We start from the raw sequence: 16678 nt of genomic DNA, 5'->3' as shown, positions 1-16678 counted from the left end.
GGGAAATGCAAAGAAGCTAATGTAAAACAAATAAAAGGGAGGTTCGCACCTCCCCTTGCCACACTCAATATGATTTCCATTTCAACTTGGATGCTTCCTGGTAACGTTTTTCGACGTCTTTCCAGTTCACCAGATTCCACCACTTTTCAATATAGTCCTTTCGATCATTTTTATATTGGAGATAATAAGCATGCTCCCAAACATCCAAACCAAGCAGAGGAATGGTATCCCATTGAGTGAAGAGCTGTTGTTTTTCCGTCTGAAGGATTTCCAGTCGGTGAGCTCGTGGTGACCAGACGAGTAATGCCCATCCCACTCCCTCTACTTTATCAGCCGCCTCTGAAAAATGTTTTTTGAATTTGTCGTAGCTGCCAAAATCCTGTTTGAGCTGTTGCATCAATCTACCGCTTGGTTGGCCACCTCCATTTGGCGACATATTGTCCCAGAACATGGTGTGTAAATAATGTCCGGATCCATGAAAGGCCGCTTCCCGTTCCCAATGTTTAATTAAATCAAAATCTCCAGTTTCCCTTGCTTCCAGCATCTTCATTTCAGCTTTGTTCAACCCATCTACATAGCTTTTATGATGTTTTAAATGATGAAGCTCCATTATATCCCTTGAAATATATGGTTCAAGCGCATTATATGGATATGGTAGTGGAGGCAGTTTATGTTGTCCAATGGGCACTCTCCCATTATTCACCCTTCCATCGATTACACTCTGCATCCCTTTCGCCACTTCTTCCACACACTTTTTAATATCGAGGACTTCCGGTTCATAAATGTACTCTGATTGGGCAGCGTCCTGTACCCTTTTAAGGATTCCCCTGGTTTCTTGCAACCAGTTATTTCGGTGGTCGTTCCTCACTCTCTGATCGGTGGTCAGTATATCGAGGCACCATTCCTCCACATCCTCCAAAAACTGCTTGAAAACAAGTTGATTTTGCTTGATCATTGTTCCCCTCCTCTGCACTCATCGTTGTATTCTATGCACTCATTGGGCAATAAGGAACAATGGCTGGCGTAAAAATAAAAAACACCCCGTCCAGATGGATTGGGTGCTTCCTATGATTAATTGCTTTGGATCATTTTAGTGCGGTAATCTGTTTCATAGTATTCCAGTTCTTCACGCACCGCCTGAAACTCACTTTCAAGGCCACGTATCACCACTTTTAAAGACTCTGGTGGCGCATCGTGAAACTGAATGGAGTTCTTCCCGGTATAGGCTGAGCGGCTGTCTTCATACCATGCATCGTTTCTTGGAGCAAAAAACTCTTCAATGCATTGGTGATAAATATTATAAAGTACCTTTTCTGCGGCAGATTTCCTGAATGGTTCACTTTTGAGGATGACCTGACAAGCATTCAGCCCCTCATCACAGAAAACGGCAAGGCGGCGAGTATTTAATAACAGGAGTTCCACGTACTCTTGCTTTGTTGAGGATTCCTCCATCAAAGCGGTTAAAGTAGCCTCGTTTAAGAATGCGTTCAATTGATGTACTGTATTTCCTAAAAAACTCTCTACCTGTTCTGTTTGTGATTTAACAATTGTATTTGCCATTTAAGAATGACCCTCCAACTATTATTTTTTCTATCTGGCAGTTTCTATAAGTTACGTAAGGTAAGCTAAAAGTATTACTGCTTGGCCCATATCAAGATGATGGTTGTGCTAAAAAGTTTAGGGGAGAGGTGAGTTGGTATTCTCCATTATGCTGCAGGCCTTCGAAGATCTCTTTTAACATCGAAATATTTACCCCCTCGAAATAGCTCGCGAGCTCTTCCTTCGTGTTGATATATATTCGCTTTCTCTGGCGAAAACTAGGATTTTTGATTAAGCAGATGATGGCTACCAGCTCTTTGAACGTGATCTGCCTGTCTCCCACTTGAAAAATGGGATCTTCCTTTTGTTGCATATTTGGAATAAATTCAGCAAACGTTTCATCAAAATAGCGAATATAAAGTACATGAAACGTCCTTTGTTCTCCTGCATCTTCAAATGACACAACGGATCTGTTGAAAAAATCCTCCGATGTGTTAGATTGGGCTTTTTCTAATTCATACCCTCTAATTTCAGTTATAAGCATGCGTTCACTCCCTATCACTCATTCCCATGAATCTGATTGTCGATATTCCACTACCATCAACGTGGAGTGCTATCAGGCGAGGCTATGCTAAAGCCTTCTATACTACTATTTTACCATATTTTAAAAAAATAATCTTAAGATTCAAATGTTTCTTGAAACTTTTCAAAAAATAAATCCGCTTCCTCATCCATCTCTTCCATGTTCACCGTCAGTGGTGGCAATTCTTTGATATCCTTCAATCCAAAGTAGTCCAGGAACTCTTTGGTAGTGCCATAAAGAATCGCCCTTCCGGTACCTTCTGCGCGTCCCACTTCTTTGACAAGTGCTTTTGCAGCCAATGTCTGCAGAGGCCTTTCACTTTTCACTCCGCGGATGCTCTCCACTTCGGTCCTGGTGATAGGTTGCTTATAGGCCACAATCGCCAATGTTTCAAGAGCTGCCTGGGAAAGAGTCTGGGAGGTGGGAGATTCCACCAGCCTTTTTAAATAAATAGAGTGCTCTTTCTTCGTTGTCAGCTGATACGTTCCTGCTAGCTCAATTAGCGTTATTCCCCGTTCCTTTTTCTTATATCCTTTTTGCAGGTCATCCAATATATCAATTACGATATGTTCCTCCACCTCGAGTACCGTCGTAAGTTGCTTAAGTGTCAGCCCTTCGTCCCCTGCGGCAAAAAGGAGACTCTCGACAATCGCTTTCCAATTAGTAATAGTCAATTTCCTCGTTTCCTCCTTCCTTGTAAGAAACATAGATATCCGCAAAATTATTATCCTGCTCCAACAGGATGCTATTTTTCTTTAAAAGTTCCAATATGGCCAAAAAGGTCACGACAATATATTCCTTGCTTGATTCAGGGAAAAGTTCATAGAAATGTTTACGACCCTTAAATTGACGCAAATCTTGTATCAGTTCCTCCATCCGCTTTTCAATAGGAATCTCCTGTCTTGTTATTCTCGTTTGCATGGGCTTCTGGATTTTTTTCCTACGCATCAGCTTTTGTAAAGCTCCTAGCATGTCATATAGGGAAACATCGAGTCTGACCTCATCAGGTTGCACATCCCTCATCAGATCACTAAGGTCACTTGGCGGTTTTGTATATAGATGACTTCGTTCTTCCTCCATCTCCTTCAGGTCATCGGCAGCTTCTTTATACTTCCTGTATTCAATTAGACGGTTCATTAACTCTTCACGGGGATCTTCTTCATACTCCTCAAATTCATCTTCCTCATCTAGGAGCTCTTCATCGTGTTTCGGCAAAAGCATTTTGCTTTTGATTTCAATCAGCGTTGCAGCCATTACAAGATATTCACTGGCAACATCCAATTGCAATTCTTTCATGGTATGTATGTATAATAAGTATTGCTCCGTAATCTGAGCAACCGGGATATCATATATATCAATCTCCAACCTGTTTATCAAATGTAATAATAAATCCAATGGGCCTTCAAAGGCCTCCACTTTCACATTATATTCCTGCACAACATCCATCCACCTAACATAAACATCAAACTATACAATAGTATAGAGTATTCCAGCATTATTTTATAGAGTTTTCATGATTATGTTAAAATATTATTATATTTACATAAAGGGGGAAATCCTTTGTATCCGAAAGCTTATCTTGATTATTTATACCATTTTCATTGTGATAGAGACTATTTCGAATGCCATGAGGTGTTAGAGGAATATTGGAAGGAAAAAGATGCAACAGAGCGGGAGATCCATTGGGTCGGGCTCATTCAGATTGCGGTCGGTCTCTACCACCAGCGCCGTGGGAATTACAAAGGTGCTTTGAGAATGCTTCAAAATGCCCATTCGCTTATCGATAAAGAGTCAGCGAAAATTAATGCATTGGGGCTTGATAGTCGTAAATTGGTTATATTGCTTGAAGAGCGAATTGATGGTGTACGAAGGGAGGACCCATATTGCAGTATGAATTTGCCGATAGCAGACCCTGAATTGCAGCTATCTTGTGAGGCCATGGCGAAAAAAACGAGAAAAACTTGGGGTGCAGCAAGTGATTTGCTTAATGGTTCATTAGTGAACAGGCATACTCTCCGAGATCGTACAGAAGTGATTGCAGAGAGGCGACGTCAACTTGATCTGCGGAAACGACGTGAAGCGAAGGAGTAGGCGAGTTATATGGAGTGGGATGACAAAGGGAATGAACGTACTTTTCCTGTCGTTGTCAAACGGCATGTATTTGGTGCATTACCGATCGTATTTTAGTTTTTCGGTCTGCATTTGACCCGGTTCCGCTCGTATTTTCAATTTCCGGACTGTATTTGCTTCAGTTCCGCTTGTATTCTCATTTTCTGACCTATCCGAAATTGTAGCACACGCGAAAGTTCCCCCTTACAACGCAAAAAACGACGCGCTTTCATTAGAAAGCCGTCGTTTTTCTCATATATGCAGCAGTTACTCACTACATTCTTTTTCATCTAGATCACATTTTTCAATAAATGCAGTTGTATATTGTGTTGTTTTCACCGCTTTGTTTGGATAGGTTTCTGTGAGCGCCACAACCATTTTTTTGCCGAATCCTTGTCCACGATGGGATGGGATGACACTGATATGTTGAATGGTGAAGCTGTCCTCTTCCAATTCGATACCGATCAATCCAATGATATCGTCTTCTTTCCAAAGAAAAAGCTGCCAGTTTTCTTTCTCTTCGTAGTCTCTCATGGATTTCTGTAACTTCTTTAGCTCTTTTTCAGTTGGCATAAAGGACATAAGACCCATAGCAATTTTCTCAAAGCTCTTCTTATAACGAATTAACATATATTACCCCTCATTATCGAAAAAACTTTCATCAGTGTAACTACAAATAGTATAGGAAAATTACACCAGAATGTTCCTATTTGAAAGATTTTCATACTCTTAAATATACATTCTATCCAATCAAAGCTTTAAAGTACACCCTTTTGAAATAAATCTTAAAATTCTCTTAATAAATTGGCCATTTCAATGGCAGACGCCGCAGCTTCCCAGCCTTTATTGCCTGCTTTCGTACCTGCCCGTTCAATTGCTTGTTCAATGGTTTCTGTTGTCAGCACGCCAAAGATTACAGGAATTCCAGATTGCATGGAAGCCTGGGATACTCCTTTTGCTGCCTCATTGCAGACATAGTCAAAATGAGGAGTCGATCCACGAATCACCGTGCCAAGTGTAATCACAGCATCATATTTCCCAGAATCAGCCATTCTTTTGGCCACCAACGGAATTTCAAAAGCCCCTGGTACCCATGCTACATCTACCTGACCCTCTTCTACACCGTGTCTTTTAAGAGCGTCCTGTGCTCCACCAAGAAGCTTGCTTGTAATAAACTCGTTGAATCTTCCTACCACAATACCTACTCTAAGTCCTGTTCCTACTAAATTCCCTTCAAATACCTTTGCCATCTAATGTTCCTCCTATTTTTACGGTACTGTACTATCATACCGGAATAATTAATATTAAAAATGCAACATATGCCCCAATTTTGAATGCTTGGTTTTTAAGTAATTTTCATTCGCTTCTTTTGTCGGCATCTGGAGTGGCACACGGTCCACTACCTCCAACTCATAGCCTTTTAATCCAGCAATTTTACGAGGGTTATTGGTTAGCAGCTTCATTTGGGAGACGCCAAGATCCCGTAGAATCTGAGCCCCGATTCCATAATCCCTCAAGTCTGCGCCAAACCCAAGCTTTTCATTGGCCTCCACTGTATCGTAACCCTGTTCCTGAAGCTTATAGGCTCGCATCTTATTCAAAAGCCCGATGCCTCGACCCTCTTGCCTCATATAAAGAAGCACACCGTTGCCAGCTTTATCGATTTGCGCCAATGCTGCATGCAACTGCGGTCCGCAATCACAACGGTTCGAGCCAAACACATCTCCTGTCAAGCACTCAGAGTGAACCCGGACAAGTGTCGGTTTGTCAGGACTTATTTCTCCCTTTACCAAGGCCACATGTTCCTTGCCATCTACGATATTGGAATATCCAACGGCTCTAAAATCCCCGAATTCAGTAGGAAGCTTGATTTCCACTTCCCTTTGAACAAGTTTGTCCTTTCGGTTACGGTATTGAATTAAATCTTTAATTGTAATCATTTTCAAGTCAAACTTATCGGCAATATTCCTCAGTTCGGGAACACGCGCCATGGATCCATCTTCGTTCATAATTTCACAGATCACTCCGGCTGGGGAAGATCTGCTCATTTGAGCCAGGTCTACCGCAGCTTCTGTATGACCTGCCCTTCTTAACACTCCACCTTTTTTTGCTACTAGCGGGAAAATGTGTCCAGGGCGTTTGAAATCTCCCGCTTTTGAAGTGGGTGATAACAGTTCCAGAATGGTGGTGGAACGTTCAAATGCGGAAATACCAGTTGTCGTCGAGATATGGTCAATACTTACAGTAAATGCGGTGCCATGTGAATCCGTATTGTGGTTCACCATTGGAACAAGGTCCAATTTCTCTGCAAGCTCCTCCTGAACAGGAACACAAATCAATCCACGCCCATGAGTGGCCATGAAGTTCACGACAGCAGGAGTTGCCTTTTCTGCAAGGGAAACAAAGTCCCCTTCATTCTCCCTGTCCTCATCATCACAAACAATGATGACCTTGCCTTCCCGAAGGTCTGTTAATGCCTCTTCAATCGTATTAAATAATTCACTCATCGTTCTCACCTCGCCTTATTTAAATCCATGCTCTTCTAAAAATGATGATGACATACCGGTCTTAGGAGTTGCACCTACATTTCCATTTTGTTGCCTCATCAGATGGTCCATATATTTCGCCAGCATGTCCACTTCAATATTAACGGTATCTCCTTTACCTTTTCCTCCCAGGATGGTTTCATTCAATGTGTGTGGAATGAGTGATATGGTAAAGCTATTATCCGATGCGCCAAAAATCGTTAAACTGGTACCGTCTACTGTAACCGAACCCTTCAACATCAAGTAGCGTGAAAGCTCAGCATCTACCGTTATGGTATAGTAAACAGCGTTTGCCACCCTTTTTTTATCGTGTATGATACCTGTCCCATCGACATGGCCACTTACAAAATGCCCTCCAAATCTACCATTTGCTATCATGGCCCGTTCGAGGTTTACTTTTGAACCTGCATTCAAAGACTGTAAGGAAGTTGCACGCACCGTTTCAGGCATGACATCCACTGTAAAGCGGTTCGCCGAGAAAGTTGTAACAGTCAAACATACACCGTTGACAGCAATACTATCCCCGAGCTTTACATCATTCAATACCTTCTTTGCTTCTATCTCTAAAATTATTGCCTGGTCACCCCTGATGATTTGTTTGATCGTTCCAATTTCTTCAATAATTCCCGTAAACAAGTGGTCATTCCTCCTTTCCGTTTAAAATAGGTATCGAGACAATCTTCAAGTCCTTCCCAAGTTGCGTAAATTCTTTTATTTCCAGATTGACGGTTTCTGCCATTGTGGCAAAACCCTCTCCACCTATTAACGTCGGAGCGTCAATTCCTCCAATCAACTTAGGTGCAATATAGGTTATGACCTGATTAATGGCTTTCTCTTTAAGGAAACTTCCATTCACCGTAGCCCCGCCTTCCACAAATAACGAGGTGACCCCTTCCTTCCCCAACAAAGATAAGAGTAGTGGGATGTCCACTTTCAGCGAAGGAAGTGATAGGACTCTTACTCCATGTTTGTTCTCAAGAGCTGCCACTTTTTCTAAATCTCGATTCGTACCAGTAATGATCCAAGTCGGTGCTTCTCCATCTGTTACCACCTTTGCATGCAAGGGTGTCCGCAGCTGAGTGTCCAAGATAATTCTTATCGGATTTTTTCCACCGTTCGGCAGTCTGGTTGTCAGGCTCGGATTATCGGCAAGCACTGTACCCACCCCGACTAGGATGGCATCGTGTTGATGCCGGTATTGATGCACGTCCAAGCGTGCTTCCGCCCCTGTAATCCACTTGCTCTCATATGCGTGAGTAGCGGTTTTACCGTCCAGGCTAGCAGCCGTTTTAAGCGTCACATAAGGCTGATTCGTCTTTAAATAGTGAAAGAACACTTGATTTAAAGCTAGTGCTTCTTCCTGACATATTCCCAACTCCACCTCGATACCAGCTTTGCGAAGCTTTTCAATCCCTTTTCCTGCTACAAGAGGATTGGGATCTACTGATGCAATGACTACTTTATTCACTTCGGATTGGATGAGCAAATCCGAGCATGGAGGAGTTTTGCCATAATGACTGCAAGGTTCCAAAGTAACATAAACCGTTGAACCTTTTGTTTTATCGGACCCTGCCATCTTGATGGCATTTACTTCCGCATGTGATTCACCTGCTTTAAGATGGGCACCAAATCCAACAATCTCCCCGTTTTTCACAACGACTGACCCTACCACTGGGTTAGGAGAGGTCTGGCCTGTTGCACGCTTTGCAAGATCTATTGCAAATTTCATATAGTATTGGTCGTCCAATGTGACCCCTCCTTTTCTACTTAGGCTCTTTTCTCATTGTTCTGTTGCTATCCACTAGTAAAAAGTCGGAAATTGGACTTTTTGCTGCTTACATACTCCAAAACAGACAGATAATAATTTTAGTACCTCAAGGAAAGGAACGCACGACAGTATGGAATATAGCGGTTGATACAGAAATACTAAAAAATCAACAAATTTTACCAAAAACAGTCTTTACATATAAAAAACCTCTAAGGTTTGGCCTTAGAGGTTTGGTGGATTAAAATTGCGTATAGGAAAATAAACAGTGTTCTGATATTAATTTTACACTGTTTGCAATCTATAATCCTTCTCCCATCCAGACTTTCACTGTCGGCCCTGGAGTTGCACCAGATCCACCGCCTTTCTTTTTCAAGAAAACCGGGTCACGGACTAAGAAGCACTTGGCTTCATCACCGCCGGTAGGGAATTTCACCCACCCCCGAAGGACATTCATATGTAGTTATCTATCATTATTATTTTAGCATATCTTCACCATATGTAAAATTTAAAGTTTCAGATAAATTTGTTATACGATGAAAAACCAGTAGATGAGTCCCCAGACCAGGGACATCGTTAGCAATACACCGAGTAATATCCAATTCTTTTTATTCAATGTAGTTCCCTGCTTCCTTCTTGTAGTAAAAAAAGAGAGAGCATCTCTGCTCCCGCTTATTGCAACATTATTCAGCGTCAGTTACTTCCACTTTCTCCATAACATCGCCATTTTTCATGTTTCTAGCAGTCTCTAGTCCGGAAGTCACTTTACCGAAAACCGTATGAACACCGTTCAAGTGAGGTTGAGGTTGATGAACGATGAAGAATTGGCTAGAACCGGTGTCTCTTCCAGCATGAGCCATCGATAAGCTCCCCGCCTCATGATTATGTGGGTTTCCTTCCGTTTCACACTTGATTGTAGTACCACTTCCGCCTGCACCCGTACCAGTCGGGTCTCCACCTTGGCTTACGAAACCAGGGATAACACGGTGGAAAGTTACACCATTGTAAAATCCTTCGTTCGCTAATTTCTCAAAGTTTGCAACTGTATTAGGTGCTTCGTTTGGATAAAGTTCGAATTCGATCTTCTCGCCATTTTCCATTAGTATGTATCCTGTTTTTGCCATTATGAACATCTCCTTTGTAATAAAATGAACCAGTTTTTATCATACATGAAATTAAGTTGAAAAGGAAGTAAGATGACGAATGGATTTTCTGTTGATTAAACCATCTACCTTTCATACAATCAAAAAGCCCATCTCCAAGGAGAAAAGGCCACTGAAAAAGCACATTATTTTAGTAATCTGTTCCATACCGCTGTTGATTTCCGCAAACGGCTTCGCTTATCCAGAGAGCGGCCTTGAGCCTCCTCCGGCTACACCCTGCGGGGTCTCAATAATGTCGCTACTCCCCCGCTGGACAAGGAAGGCTGCGACAGCGATACATCGCACGCAGAAAATACTCGCATTTTCAAGGAGTCTTCGCCAATTGCTCCAATCACCAGCTAGAAATCGTCATTATGATAAGTTATCGGGTTTTTCAGTGGGCCCCAAGGAGAATGGACTCATTTTTTCCAACCAGATTATTTTACTATTTTACTTTTCGCTTGATATGGCAGGTCCAATCTCACTAGATCTTCAAACGTTTCACGTCTGATGACTAATTGAGCCTCGCCATCTTCAACAAACACCACTGCCGGTTTGGTAATCCTATTGTAGTTGTTGGCCATTGCATATCCGTACGCTCCCGTACAGAATACTGCCAGAAAGTCTTCATGGTTAGCTTTTGGCAACGGAAGGTCCCAAATGAGCATATCACCGGATTCGCAGCATTTTCCTGCTATGGATACCTTGTCGTCTGCTTCCTCTTCTACTCTGTTTGCAAGTACTGCTTCATATTTTGCTTGATAGAGAGCAGGTCGGATATTATCCGTCATTCCACCATCTATTGCCAAGTAATGTCTTATGTTCGGTATCTCTTTTTTTGAACCTACAGAATAGATGGTAGTGCCTGCATCCCCTACTAAAGAACGGCCTGGCTCAATCCAGATTTCCGGCATGTTCAATCCATGTTCGCCAACAAAAGATTGTACATCAGAAATGATTTCTTCTACATAGACGGAGGCAGGAAGAGGATTATCTTCGGCTGTATAACGAATCCCGAATCCTCCACCCAGGTTTACCACTCGTGCTTCAAATCCATCCTGCTCGTTCCATTCTTTTAATGTTTCAAAAAGCTTTCCTGCTGCAAGCTTGAATCCGGTCGTTTCAAAGATTTGAGATCCGATGTGGCAGTGAATCCCCAATAAGTCCAAGTGAGATGCAGTTGACGCAATTTGCATCGCTTCATGCGCCTGGCCGCTTTGCAAGTCAAATCCAAACTTGGAATCTTCCTGACCCGTTAAAATATAATCATGTGTGTGCGCATTGATTCCTGGCGTAACTCGTAGGAGTATCGGCATAACATAGCCATGGTCTTCACACACCTCCTGAAGAAGCTTCAGTTCCAGGAAGTTATCGACAACCACACAACCGATTTTCTCTCTCACTGCCATTTCAAGCTCCTCGACACTCTTATTATTGCCATGAAAATGGATGCGTTCCACTGGAAAATCGGCAACTAAAGCGGTATAGAGCTCTCCTCCTGACACTACATCCAAGGATAAGCCTTCCTCTTTAATTAATTGAAACATGGCAACAGAAGAAAAAGCTTTACTAGCGTAAGCTACCTGGGCTTTTACACCTAAGTTTTTAAATGTTTTCTGAAAATCACGAGCACGCTCTCTTATTAGCGCCACATCATATACATATAGTGGAGTGCCGTATTCGGTCGCCAACCCGATCGTGTCGACTCCTCCTATTTCCAAATGTCCTTTTGCGTTCACTTTACTGGTTCCATGAAAATACATCTGCCGTTTCCCCTTACACGTTTAGTTTATATGTAGCTCTATTTTATACCATATTCCCTACTTGAGAGATGTGGATGTGTTCTAGCCCTGTTTACAAAATTTAAGCAAAAAACAGCTAAACAGAATCTTTAGCTGTTCGTAAGAATCACTTTCATTCTGCACTTGATTAAACTAAACTCTACCACATCTAAATCCCTCTATCAAGCGAATATTCTTACTAGTTTGTTATTGTGGCTGCCTGAATCGATTCCTCGGGTGGACGATACTTGGACGTATTTTTGCCCCCGGGGTACTTCTGCGGATCATGATCATGAAGAGAGCTTTAGGGCTGAAAGGTATTAACGGCCATAAATATGGTGTGTTTAAGGATCGTGTTCCCGCTAGGAACAATACAAAGATTGTCACACCGACCACAAGTCCAGGCACATGGAATAACGCAACCAAAATTAACAATAACAGCCGGACTATTTTATTTGCCACACTTAATTCATAACTTGGCGTAGTAAACGACCCAATGGCCGCGACAGCCACATACAGAATAACTTCCGGAACAAACAGTCCTACATCAATGGCGATTTGACCGATTAAAACAGCAGCAATCAGACCCATCGCGGTTGACAACGCCGTAGGGGTGTGGATGGCAGCCAACCTTAGAAATTCTATCCCGATATCAGCTAAAAAGATTTGAAACACGATCGGTATGTTTGATTCTTCATTTGGTCCTACAAAACCAATTGGCTCTGGTAATAGACTTGGTTCTAGGACCATGAGGAACCATAGGGGCAAAAGGAATAAAGAGGCAAATATACCTAAAAAGCGTACCCACCGGACAAACGTACCCACCGCTGGAGATTGACGGTACTCTTCCACATGCTGAACGTGGTGAAAGAACGTGGTAGGCGTGATGATGACACTTGGAGAGGTATCCACCATGACAACCACATGGCCTTCTAATAGATGGGTCGCAGCGATATCGGGCCTCTCCGTATATCGTACTAGCGGAAATGGGTTGAAACCCTGCTTGACGATGAACTCTTCCACTGTTTTATCCGCCATCGTCAATCCATCTATGTCAATGTTCTTGGTTTCTTTTCGAACAATATCCACCAAATCGGGATCTGCAACATCTTTTATGTACGCAAGACAAATGTCGGTTTTAGAACGTTCCCCAACTTGGAAAATTTCATAACGAAGTCTTTCATCCCTAATTCTGCGGCGTGTTAACGCTGTGTTGACGATGATGTTTTCCACATAACCATCACGTGCTCCGCGGACCACCTTTTCTGTGTCAGGTTCTTCGGGATTGCGACCGGGATACGAACGGGTATCAATCACATATCCGCTTTCTTCCCCTTCAAGCAAGATGACGATCAACCCACTCAGCACTTGGTCAACCACTTCGTCCATATATTCAATGCTGTTAACCTGTTGGTTTACTAGGCGGTTATGCACAATCTCTTTCAGTTTATATGACTTCTTTTCAAAATCATTGATATGAAGCAATTCTTCCATGATTTCAATGATGAACATCGTATCGCACAGACCATTTACATAATAGATGTTCAGCTCTTTCCCAAGTACGGTGATTTTCCTTACACCTAGATCAAAGCTTACATCCAGCCCTACTTCATCCTTAAAGAATTTTTCGTTATTCGTCAGGTTCGGTGATATCGGTACTTTTTCCATTCCATTGTGAGACATCGTACCCATTCCTCTCTAAAATGATTTCGACCGCTTTGCTCGTAATGGGAGCTCCTCGACTTACGTCATCTTTCCGTGCCATTTTGCCAATATCGCCGATTCCGACAATGAGCGGAAAGCGTAATTCATCTAAACAATACACGGTGTCACCATTTATTCTTCCAATATCCATTTCTTGTATTCCACTTTTATCGACTCCATGGGATGAGACTTGAAGATCACGGTCCACAGTGAGATGGACCTTCGTCCATTCCGACTGATGAGTCTTGGATGCCACCGCGATAACACCCAACACATCCATCTGAGGGTGGGTGGCGACATATCTCAACGCGCGCTCCCCTGCCCCTTCCCCAAGAAAGCCACTATCATCGAACATGACAAAAACGGGTTCACTTTTCGCATGCAGTATGAGCTTTACCAGTTCTTCCCCACTTAGCAGTGTAGGATTGCCGAATGAAGCCGAAATGCATCTACCTCCATAATGCTTGGCGACAAGCTGAATTGTTTTTTTGGCATATACATCTCCATCAGTTATCAAAATGACCCGTTTTTTTTGCATGAGTATCTACCCTTTCGGCTTAAAGATAAGTGCCACGATAAAGGCAAAAAGAATAGCAGCCGATATCCCCGCGGAGGTTAATTCAAAAATTCCCATCCCTATCCCGATAAAGCCATGTTTTTCAGATTGATGCATGGCACCGTGTAGTAAGGAGTGACCGAAGCTTGTAATTGGAACGGTTGCACCGGCACCTGCAAAGTCAATTAGCTTGTCATATATACCGAAACCGTCCAGAATGGCTCCCGCCACCACAAAACTACTCATGACATGTGCAGGAGTCAGTTTAAAGAAGTCCATGAGAAGCTGGCCAATCACACAAATCAATCCACCGACAACGAAAGCTATTAGATACTCCATCTACTCCACCCTCTCTAACACGACACCATGGGCAATGGTCGGGATTGATTCTTTTTGTTGGATCATCGTTGGACTCAGCAATGCACCCGTGGCAACAACCAACACCCTATTCAACATGCCTGTTTTCAATTCATTGATGATGTGGGCATATGTGACGACCGCACAGCAGCCACACCCGCTTCCTCCCGCAAAAACCTCTTGATCTGGCCTGAAAATCATCAAACCACAGTCACTGTGTTTAACCGTAATGTCATAACCTTCTTCCTTTAACAGCTCTTTTAGAATCGGACTGCCTACTCCGGAAAGATCCCCGGTAACAATTAGATCGTAGTGATCAGGGTTGACATTCAAATCTTGAAAGTGTGCCTGAATGGTATCTGCAGCAGCTGGCGCCATCGCTGATCCCATATCAAAAGGGTCTGTGATACCTAGGTCGATCACTCTTCCGATGGTTGCAGATGTAATTTTAATTGGACTTTCCTCTTTGCTGACAAGGGCCGTTCCCGACCCTGTAACGGTGAAGGTGGCTGAATCGGGTTTTTGTCCGCCATACTCTGTTGGATATCGGAATTGACGTTCAGCCGTTGCATTATGGCTGCTAGTTGATGCCAATACCCTGTTGGCAAACCCGGCATCCACTAGGGCCGCACCCATCGCCAGTGTTTCCATCGAGGTGGAGCATGCACCGAACATGCATAAAAAAGGAATTTTGTGATGCCGTGCCACATAATTGGCCGTCACATTCTGATTCAACAAATCACCGGCTAGAAATAAATCAATGTCCTTGTATGACAGGTTCTCTTTCTCGAGGCAGGATTGAATGGATTGCTCCATCAGTCTCCTTTCCGCAAGCTCCCAGTTGTCCTCACCACAGTGAAGCTCCTGGTATGTCTTATCAAATAACTCCCCAAGAGGACCATCCGCTTCTTTTGGCCCCACAGCTGTTCCTGTTGAACGGATATAAATCTGATTTTCAAATATCCAGCTTTGTTTTCCTACGAGACGCATTCTCTCTTCCCCCTAACCAGTAAAACTCATATTGAGAAGATATCTGATCATACCTACCACGTAAGCCGCCACCACACCAAATACAATGACACTTCCCGCAAGCTTGAACATGTTGGTGGCAACACCGAGAACAATTCCTTCACTTCTGTGCTCCATTGCCGCACTAGTCATAGAATTTGCAAATCCAGTAACAGGTACTGCGGAACCGGCACCGGCAAATTGACCAAGCTTGTCGTAAATACCAAATCCGGTAAGAAGGGCAGAAAGGAGGATAAGGGTGGCAACGGTGGGATTACCTACGTTTTTTTCCGAGAAGTTGAAGACATTCATATAAAAATTTTGAATGCCCTGCCCGATCAGGCAAATAAGCCCCCCTACAAGAAAGGCTTTTACACAGTTAACAACATAAGGTGGCTTCGGTTGGAATTTTTTTATGTTATTTTTATAATCGTCTTTTAGCTTTTCTCCCATTTCTATTTCTCCTCCATTTACAGATTCACGAACACAAGCCAGTGGTATAGGGAACCGACAATCTTACCGAGCACGATTGCCATCAAAAGAATGGCCATCTGTCCATCCACTCCAATACGCTTTGCCAATATCGGCAATACATTAAGTACTTCCGTCAATGCTGCAGCCAAAAGACCAACAAACACCCCACAAAAAAGGCCGATGGGGATAGCTAGAAATGAAGGGAGATGAAAGGAAACACTATTCAAACTAATCCAGCTCCCAAATAAGGCCCCACCAATCACTCCCCATTCATATCCGTACACAAACTTTGTAGTTTTGGTCAGTTGTGTGAGCCTTGGGATGATTCCGAGAACCGCCAAAAAAGCAACAAAGCCAGAACCAACTGCAAGACCACCAGCCAACCCCAGAAATACGACGAAAACTATATTAATGGTCATCAATTTTCTTCGAGCTCTCCTTGTTTTCATGCATAATCACATACTGATCGAGATCTTGTTGATAATTGAACATTTCCACTTCAAGAGGGCTAGGCTCTTCATTAATGCGCTTCCTGAACACATGATTGAAAAATAAAATCATCCCGAGCCCAAGACCTATAGAATATGGAATTTGGAGGAGTAATGGTTTATCATCCTCAAGCCCGGTAATAGTCTTGAATATTTTCTGATGGACGATACGCATACTTACATCCTCATGGAAATTCATGATGGCAAGGGCTGCACCAAGAAAAAGCAATAACCAGACCGCAACAAAAAACATAGGCCTAAATCTCTTTTTCTTATACACAATTTCCACGATGGTTTGAGCGGGGCCAAAGGTTTGGATGTCCAATTCCAGCCCTTTTGTACGGATTTCTTTGATGATCCGCATCACATCCAGCACCACGATGGATTTGTCGCTCATATTCACTTGATGAATGGCAATGTTGCGAACGAGCTCTATAATGGCGGTATCCCCAACAAGCTGTGCAACATCCTCCAATTTTATCGATTGATTTGGACGAGCTTGTATCCGATGACGAAGGCGAACGTACAGCGGTTTATCCATCTTCCAAACACATCCTGCCAAAAGATATTGTATAGGTAGTATGGATTAATGGGTGTTTTACCATGCAAAGGAAAAAAGAACACCA

General features: G+C 42.9%; 20 protein-coding genes and 1 riboswitch. Of the genes, 1 reads left to right on the top strand and 19 read right to left on the bottom strand.

Going from position 1 to position 16678, the window contains the following annotated elements; genetic code table 11:
* Positions 1-64: 64 nt before the first annotated feature.
* The 5 genes from EKQ44_RS15370 to EKQ44_RS15350 all read right to left on the bottom strand — a co-directional run bounded on the left by EKQ44_RS15370 (position 65) and on the right by EKQ44_RS15350 (position 3568).
* A complete protein-coding gene (locus tag EKQ44_RS15370) occupies positions 65-955 on the bottom strand; it encodes a superoxide dismutase (RefSeq protein WP_237664427.1) in 891 nt (296 codons plus the stop codon).
* A 116-nt stretch (positions 956-1071) separates the two neighbouring features.
* Complete coding sequence (locus EKQ44_RS15365) at positions 1072-1560, bottom strand: YpuI family protein (protein ID WP_237664426.1); 489 nt, start codon at positions 1558-1560, stop codon at positions 1072-1074.
* Positions 1561-1651: 91 nt separating this feature from the next.
* The gene (locus tag EKQ44_RS15360; protein ID WP_237664425.1) at positions 1652-2083 is read right to left on the bottom strand and encodes a hypothetical protein; all 432 of its coding nucleotides are present in this window, start codon (positions 2081-2083) and stop codon (positions 1652-1654) included.
* Positions 2084-2217: 134 nt separating this feature from the next.
* A complete protein-coding gene (scpB, locus tag EKQ44_RS15355; protein WP_269151686.1) occupies positions 2218-2796 on the bottom strand; it encodes an SMC-Scp complex subunit ScpB in 579 nt (192 codons plus the stop codon).
* Positions 2783-3568, bottom strand: coding sequence for a segregation/condensation protein A (locus EKQ44_RS15350; protein WP_237664424.1), 786 nt, complete (start codon positions 3566-3568; stop codon positions 2783-2785). The genes scpB and EKQ44_RS15350 overlap by 14 nt, the downstream gene beginning before the upstream one ends.
* A 114-nt stretch (positions 3569-3682) precedes the next feature.
* Here EKQ44_RS15350 and EKQ44_RS15345 point away from each other — a divergent pair, with 114 nt between their 5' ends.
* Positions 3683-4213 (top strand): DUF309 domain-containing protein, encoded by a 531-nt coding sequence (locus EKQ44_RS15345; protein WP_237664423.1) that lies wholly within the window; start codon positions 3683-3685, stop codon positions 4211-4213.
* A 285-nt stretch (positions 4214-4498) separates the two neighbouring features.
* On the opposite strand, the gene EKQ44_RS15340 is transcribed toward EKQ44_RS15345, so the two are convergent.
* From EKQ44_RS15340 to EKQ44_RS15275, 14 genes are all read right to left on the bottom strand, one after another.
* Positions 4499-4861, bottom strand: coding sequence for a GNAT family N-acetyltransferase (locus tag EKQ44_RS15340; protein WP_237664422.1), 363 nt, complete (start codon positions 4859-4861; stop codon positions 4499-4501).
* Between the two features lie 155 nt (positions 4862-5016).
* The gene (ribH, locus tag EKQ44_RS15335) at positions 5017-5481 is read right to left on the bottom strand and encodes a 6,7-dimethyl-8-ribityllumazine synthase (protein ID WP_237664421.1); all 465 of its coding nucleotides are present in this window, start codon (positions 5479-5481) and stop codon (positions 5017-5019) included.
* Between the two features lie 54 nt (positions 5482-5535).
* Entirely contained in the window at positions 5536-6738 is a 1203-nt protein-coding gene (locus EKQ44_RS15330) for a bifunctional 3,4-dihydroxy-2-butanone-4-phosphate synthase/GTP cyclohydrolase II (RefSeq protein WP_237664420.1), read from the bottom strand.
* A 15-nt stretch (positions 6739-6753) separates the two neighbouring features.
* Positions 6754-7413 (bottom strand): riboflavin synthase, encoded by a 660-nt coding sequence (gene ribE, locus EKQ44_RS15325; RefSeq protein WP_237664419.1) that lies wholly within the window; start codon positions 7411-7413, stop codon positions 6754-6756.
* 4 nt (positions 7414-7417) lie between these two features.
* Positions 7418-8524 carry a bifunctional diaminohydroxyphosphoribosylaminopyrimidine deaminase/5-amino-6-(5-phosphoribosylamino)uracil reductase RibD gene (ribD, locus tag EKQ44_RS15320; protein ID WP_237664418.1) on the bottom strand — a complete coding sequence of 369 codons (1107 nt, stop codon included), beginning with the start codon at positions 8522-8524 and terminating at the stop codon, positions 7418-7420.
* 321 nt (positions 8525-8845) lie between these two features.
* A riboswitch (FMN riboswitch) is annotated at positions 8846-8996 on the bottom strand.
* Between the two features lie 229 nt (positions 8997-9225).
* A complete protein-coding gene (locus EKQ44_RS15315; protein WP_223489689.1) occupies positions 9226-9666 on the bottom strand; it encodes a peptidylprolyl isomerase in 441 nt (146 codons plus the stop codon).
* A 455-nt stretch (positions 9667-10121) separates the two neighbouring features.
* Positions 10122-11447 carry a diaminopimelate decarboxylase gene (lysA, locus tag EKQ44_RS15310; RefSeq protein WP_237664417.1) on the bottom strand — a complete coding sequence of 442 codons (1326 nt, stop codon included), beginning with the start codon at positions 11445-11447 and terminating at the stop codon, positions 10122-10124.
* Positions 11448-11672: 225 nt separating this feature from the next.
* On the bottom strand, positions 11673-13148 hold the full coding sequence (locus EKQ44_RS15305; protein ID WP_237664416.1) for a spore germination protein: 1476 nt from the start codon (positions 13146-13148) through the stop codon (positions 11673-11675).
* On the bottom strand, positions 13096-13707 hold the full coding sequence (gene spoVAEA / locus EKQ44_RS15300; protein WP_237664415.1) for a stage V sporulation protein SpoVABEA: 612 nt from the start codon (positions 13705-13707) through the stop codon (positions 13096-13098). The genes EKQ44_RS15305 and spoVAEA overlap by 53 nt, the downstream gene beginning before the upstream one ends.
* Before the next feature lie 6 nt (positions 13708-13713).
* Positions 13714-14064, bottom strand: coding sequence for a stage V sporulation protein AE (gene spoVAE / locus EKQ44_RS15295; protein WP_237664414.1), 351 nt, complete (start codon positions 14062-14064; stop codon positions 13714-13716).
* Positions 14065-15072, bottom strand: coding sequence for a stage V sporulation protein AD (spoVAD, locus tag EKQ44_RS15290; protein ID WP_237664413.1), 1008 nt, complete (start codon positions 15070-15072; stop codon positions 14065-14067).
* A gap of 12 nt (positions 15073-15084) precedes the next feature.
* Complete coding sequence (gene spoVAC / locus EKQ44_RS15285; protein ID WP_237664412.1) at positions 15085-15543, bottom strand: stage V sporulation protein AC; 459 nt, start codon at positions 15541-15543, stop codon at positions 15085-15087.
* Between the two features lie 17 nt (positions 15544-15560).
* The gene (locus tag EKQ44_RS15280; protein WP_237664587.1) at positions 15561-15983 is read right to left on the bottom strand and encodes a stage V sporulation protein AB; all 423 of its coding nucleotides are present in this window, start codon (positions 15981-15983) and stop codon (positions 15561-15563) included.
* Positions 15973-16593 carry a stage V sporulation protein AA gene (locus EKQ44_RS15275; protein ID WP_237664411.1) on the bottom strand — a complete coding sequence of 207 codons (621 nt, stop codon included), beginning with the start codon at positions 16591-16593 and terminating at the stop codon, positions 15973-15975. Before EKQ44_RS15275 ends, EKQ44_RS15280 begins: the two co-directional genes overlap by 11 nt.
* Positions 16594-16678 lie beyond the last annotated feature (85 nt).

The sequence above is a fragment of the Sutcliffiella horikoshii genome (assembly GCF_021991925.1).
GTDB lineage: Bacteria > Bacillota > Bacilli > Bacillales > Bacillaceae_I > Sutcliffiella_A > Sutcliffiella_A horikoshii_F.
The sequence above is the reverse complement of the archived record's forward strand: the minus strand, read 5'-3'. Positions and strand labels throughout refer to the sequence as shown.

Coding starts and splice junctions, on each gene's coding strand:
- spoVAEA (WP_237664415.1), bottom strand. CDS start 13,707: ATGCAAAAAAAACGGGTCATTTTGATAACTGATGGAGATGTATATGCC.
- spoVAC (WP_237664412.1), bottom strand. CDS start 15,543: ATGGGAGAAAAGCTAAAAGACGATTATAAAAATAACATAAAAAAATTC.
- EKQ44_RS15360 (WP_237664425.1), bottom strand. CDS start 2,083: ATGCTTATAACTGAAATTAGAGGGTATGAATTAGAAAAAGCCCAATCT.
- EKQ44_RS15275 (WP_237664411.1), bottom strand. CDS start 16,593: ATGGATAAACCGCTGTACGTTCGCCTTCGTCATCGGATACAAGCTCGT.
- spoVAD (WP_237664413.1), bottom strand. CDS start 15,072: ATGCGTCTCGTAGGAAAACAAAGCTGGATATTTGAAAATCAGATTTAT.
- lysA (WP_237664417.1), bottom strand. CDS start 11,447: ATGTATTTTCATGGAACCAGTAAAGTGAACGCAAAAGGACATTTGGAA.
- EKQ44_RS15340 (WP_237664422.1), bottom strand. CDS start 4,861: ATGTTAATTCGTTATAAGAAGAGCTTTGAGAAAATTGCTATGGGTCTT.
- EKQ44_RS15305 (WP_237664416.1), bottom strand. CDS start 13,148: ATGTCTCACAATGGAATGGAAAAAGTACCGATATCACCGAACCTGACG.
- ribH (WP_237664421.1), bottom strand. CDS start 5,481: ATGGCAAAGGTATTTGAAGGGAATTTAGTAGGAACAGGACTTAGAGTA.
- spoVAE (WP_237664414.1), bottom strand. CDS start 14,064: ATGGAGTATCTAATAGCTTTCGTTGTCGGTGGATTGATTTGTGTGATT.
- EKQ44_RS15280 (WP_237664587.1), bottom strand. CDS start 15,983: ATGACCATTAATATAGTTTTCGTCGTATTTCTGGGGTTGGCTGGTGGT.
- EKQ44_RS15370 (WP_237664427.1), bottom strand. CDS start 955: ATGATCAAGCAAAATCAACTTGTTTTCAAGCAGTTTTTGGAGGATGTG.
- EKQ44_RS15330 (WP_237664420.1), bottom strand. CDS start 6,738: ATGAGTGAATTATTTAATACGATTGAAGAGGCATTAACAGACCTTCGG.
- EKQ44_RS15365 (WP_237664426.1), bottom strand. CDS start 1,560: ATGGCAAATACAATTGTTAAATCACAAACAGAACAGGTAGAGAGTTTT.
- EKQ44_RS15350 (WP_237664424.1), bottom strand. CDS start 3,568: ATGGATGTTGTGCAGGAATATAATGTGAAAGTGGAGGCCTTTGAAGGC.
- EKQ44_RS15315 (WP_223489689.1), bottom strand. CDS start 9,666: ATGGCAAAAACAGGATACATACTAATGGAAAATGGCGAGAAGATCGAA.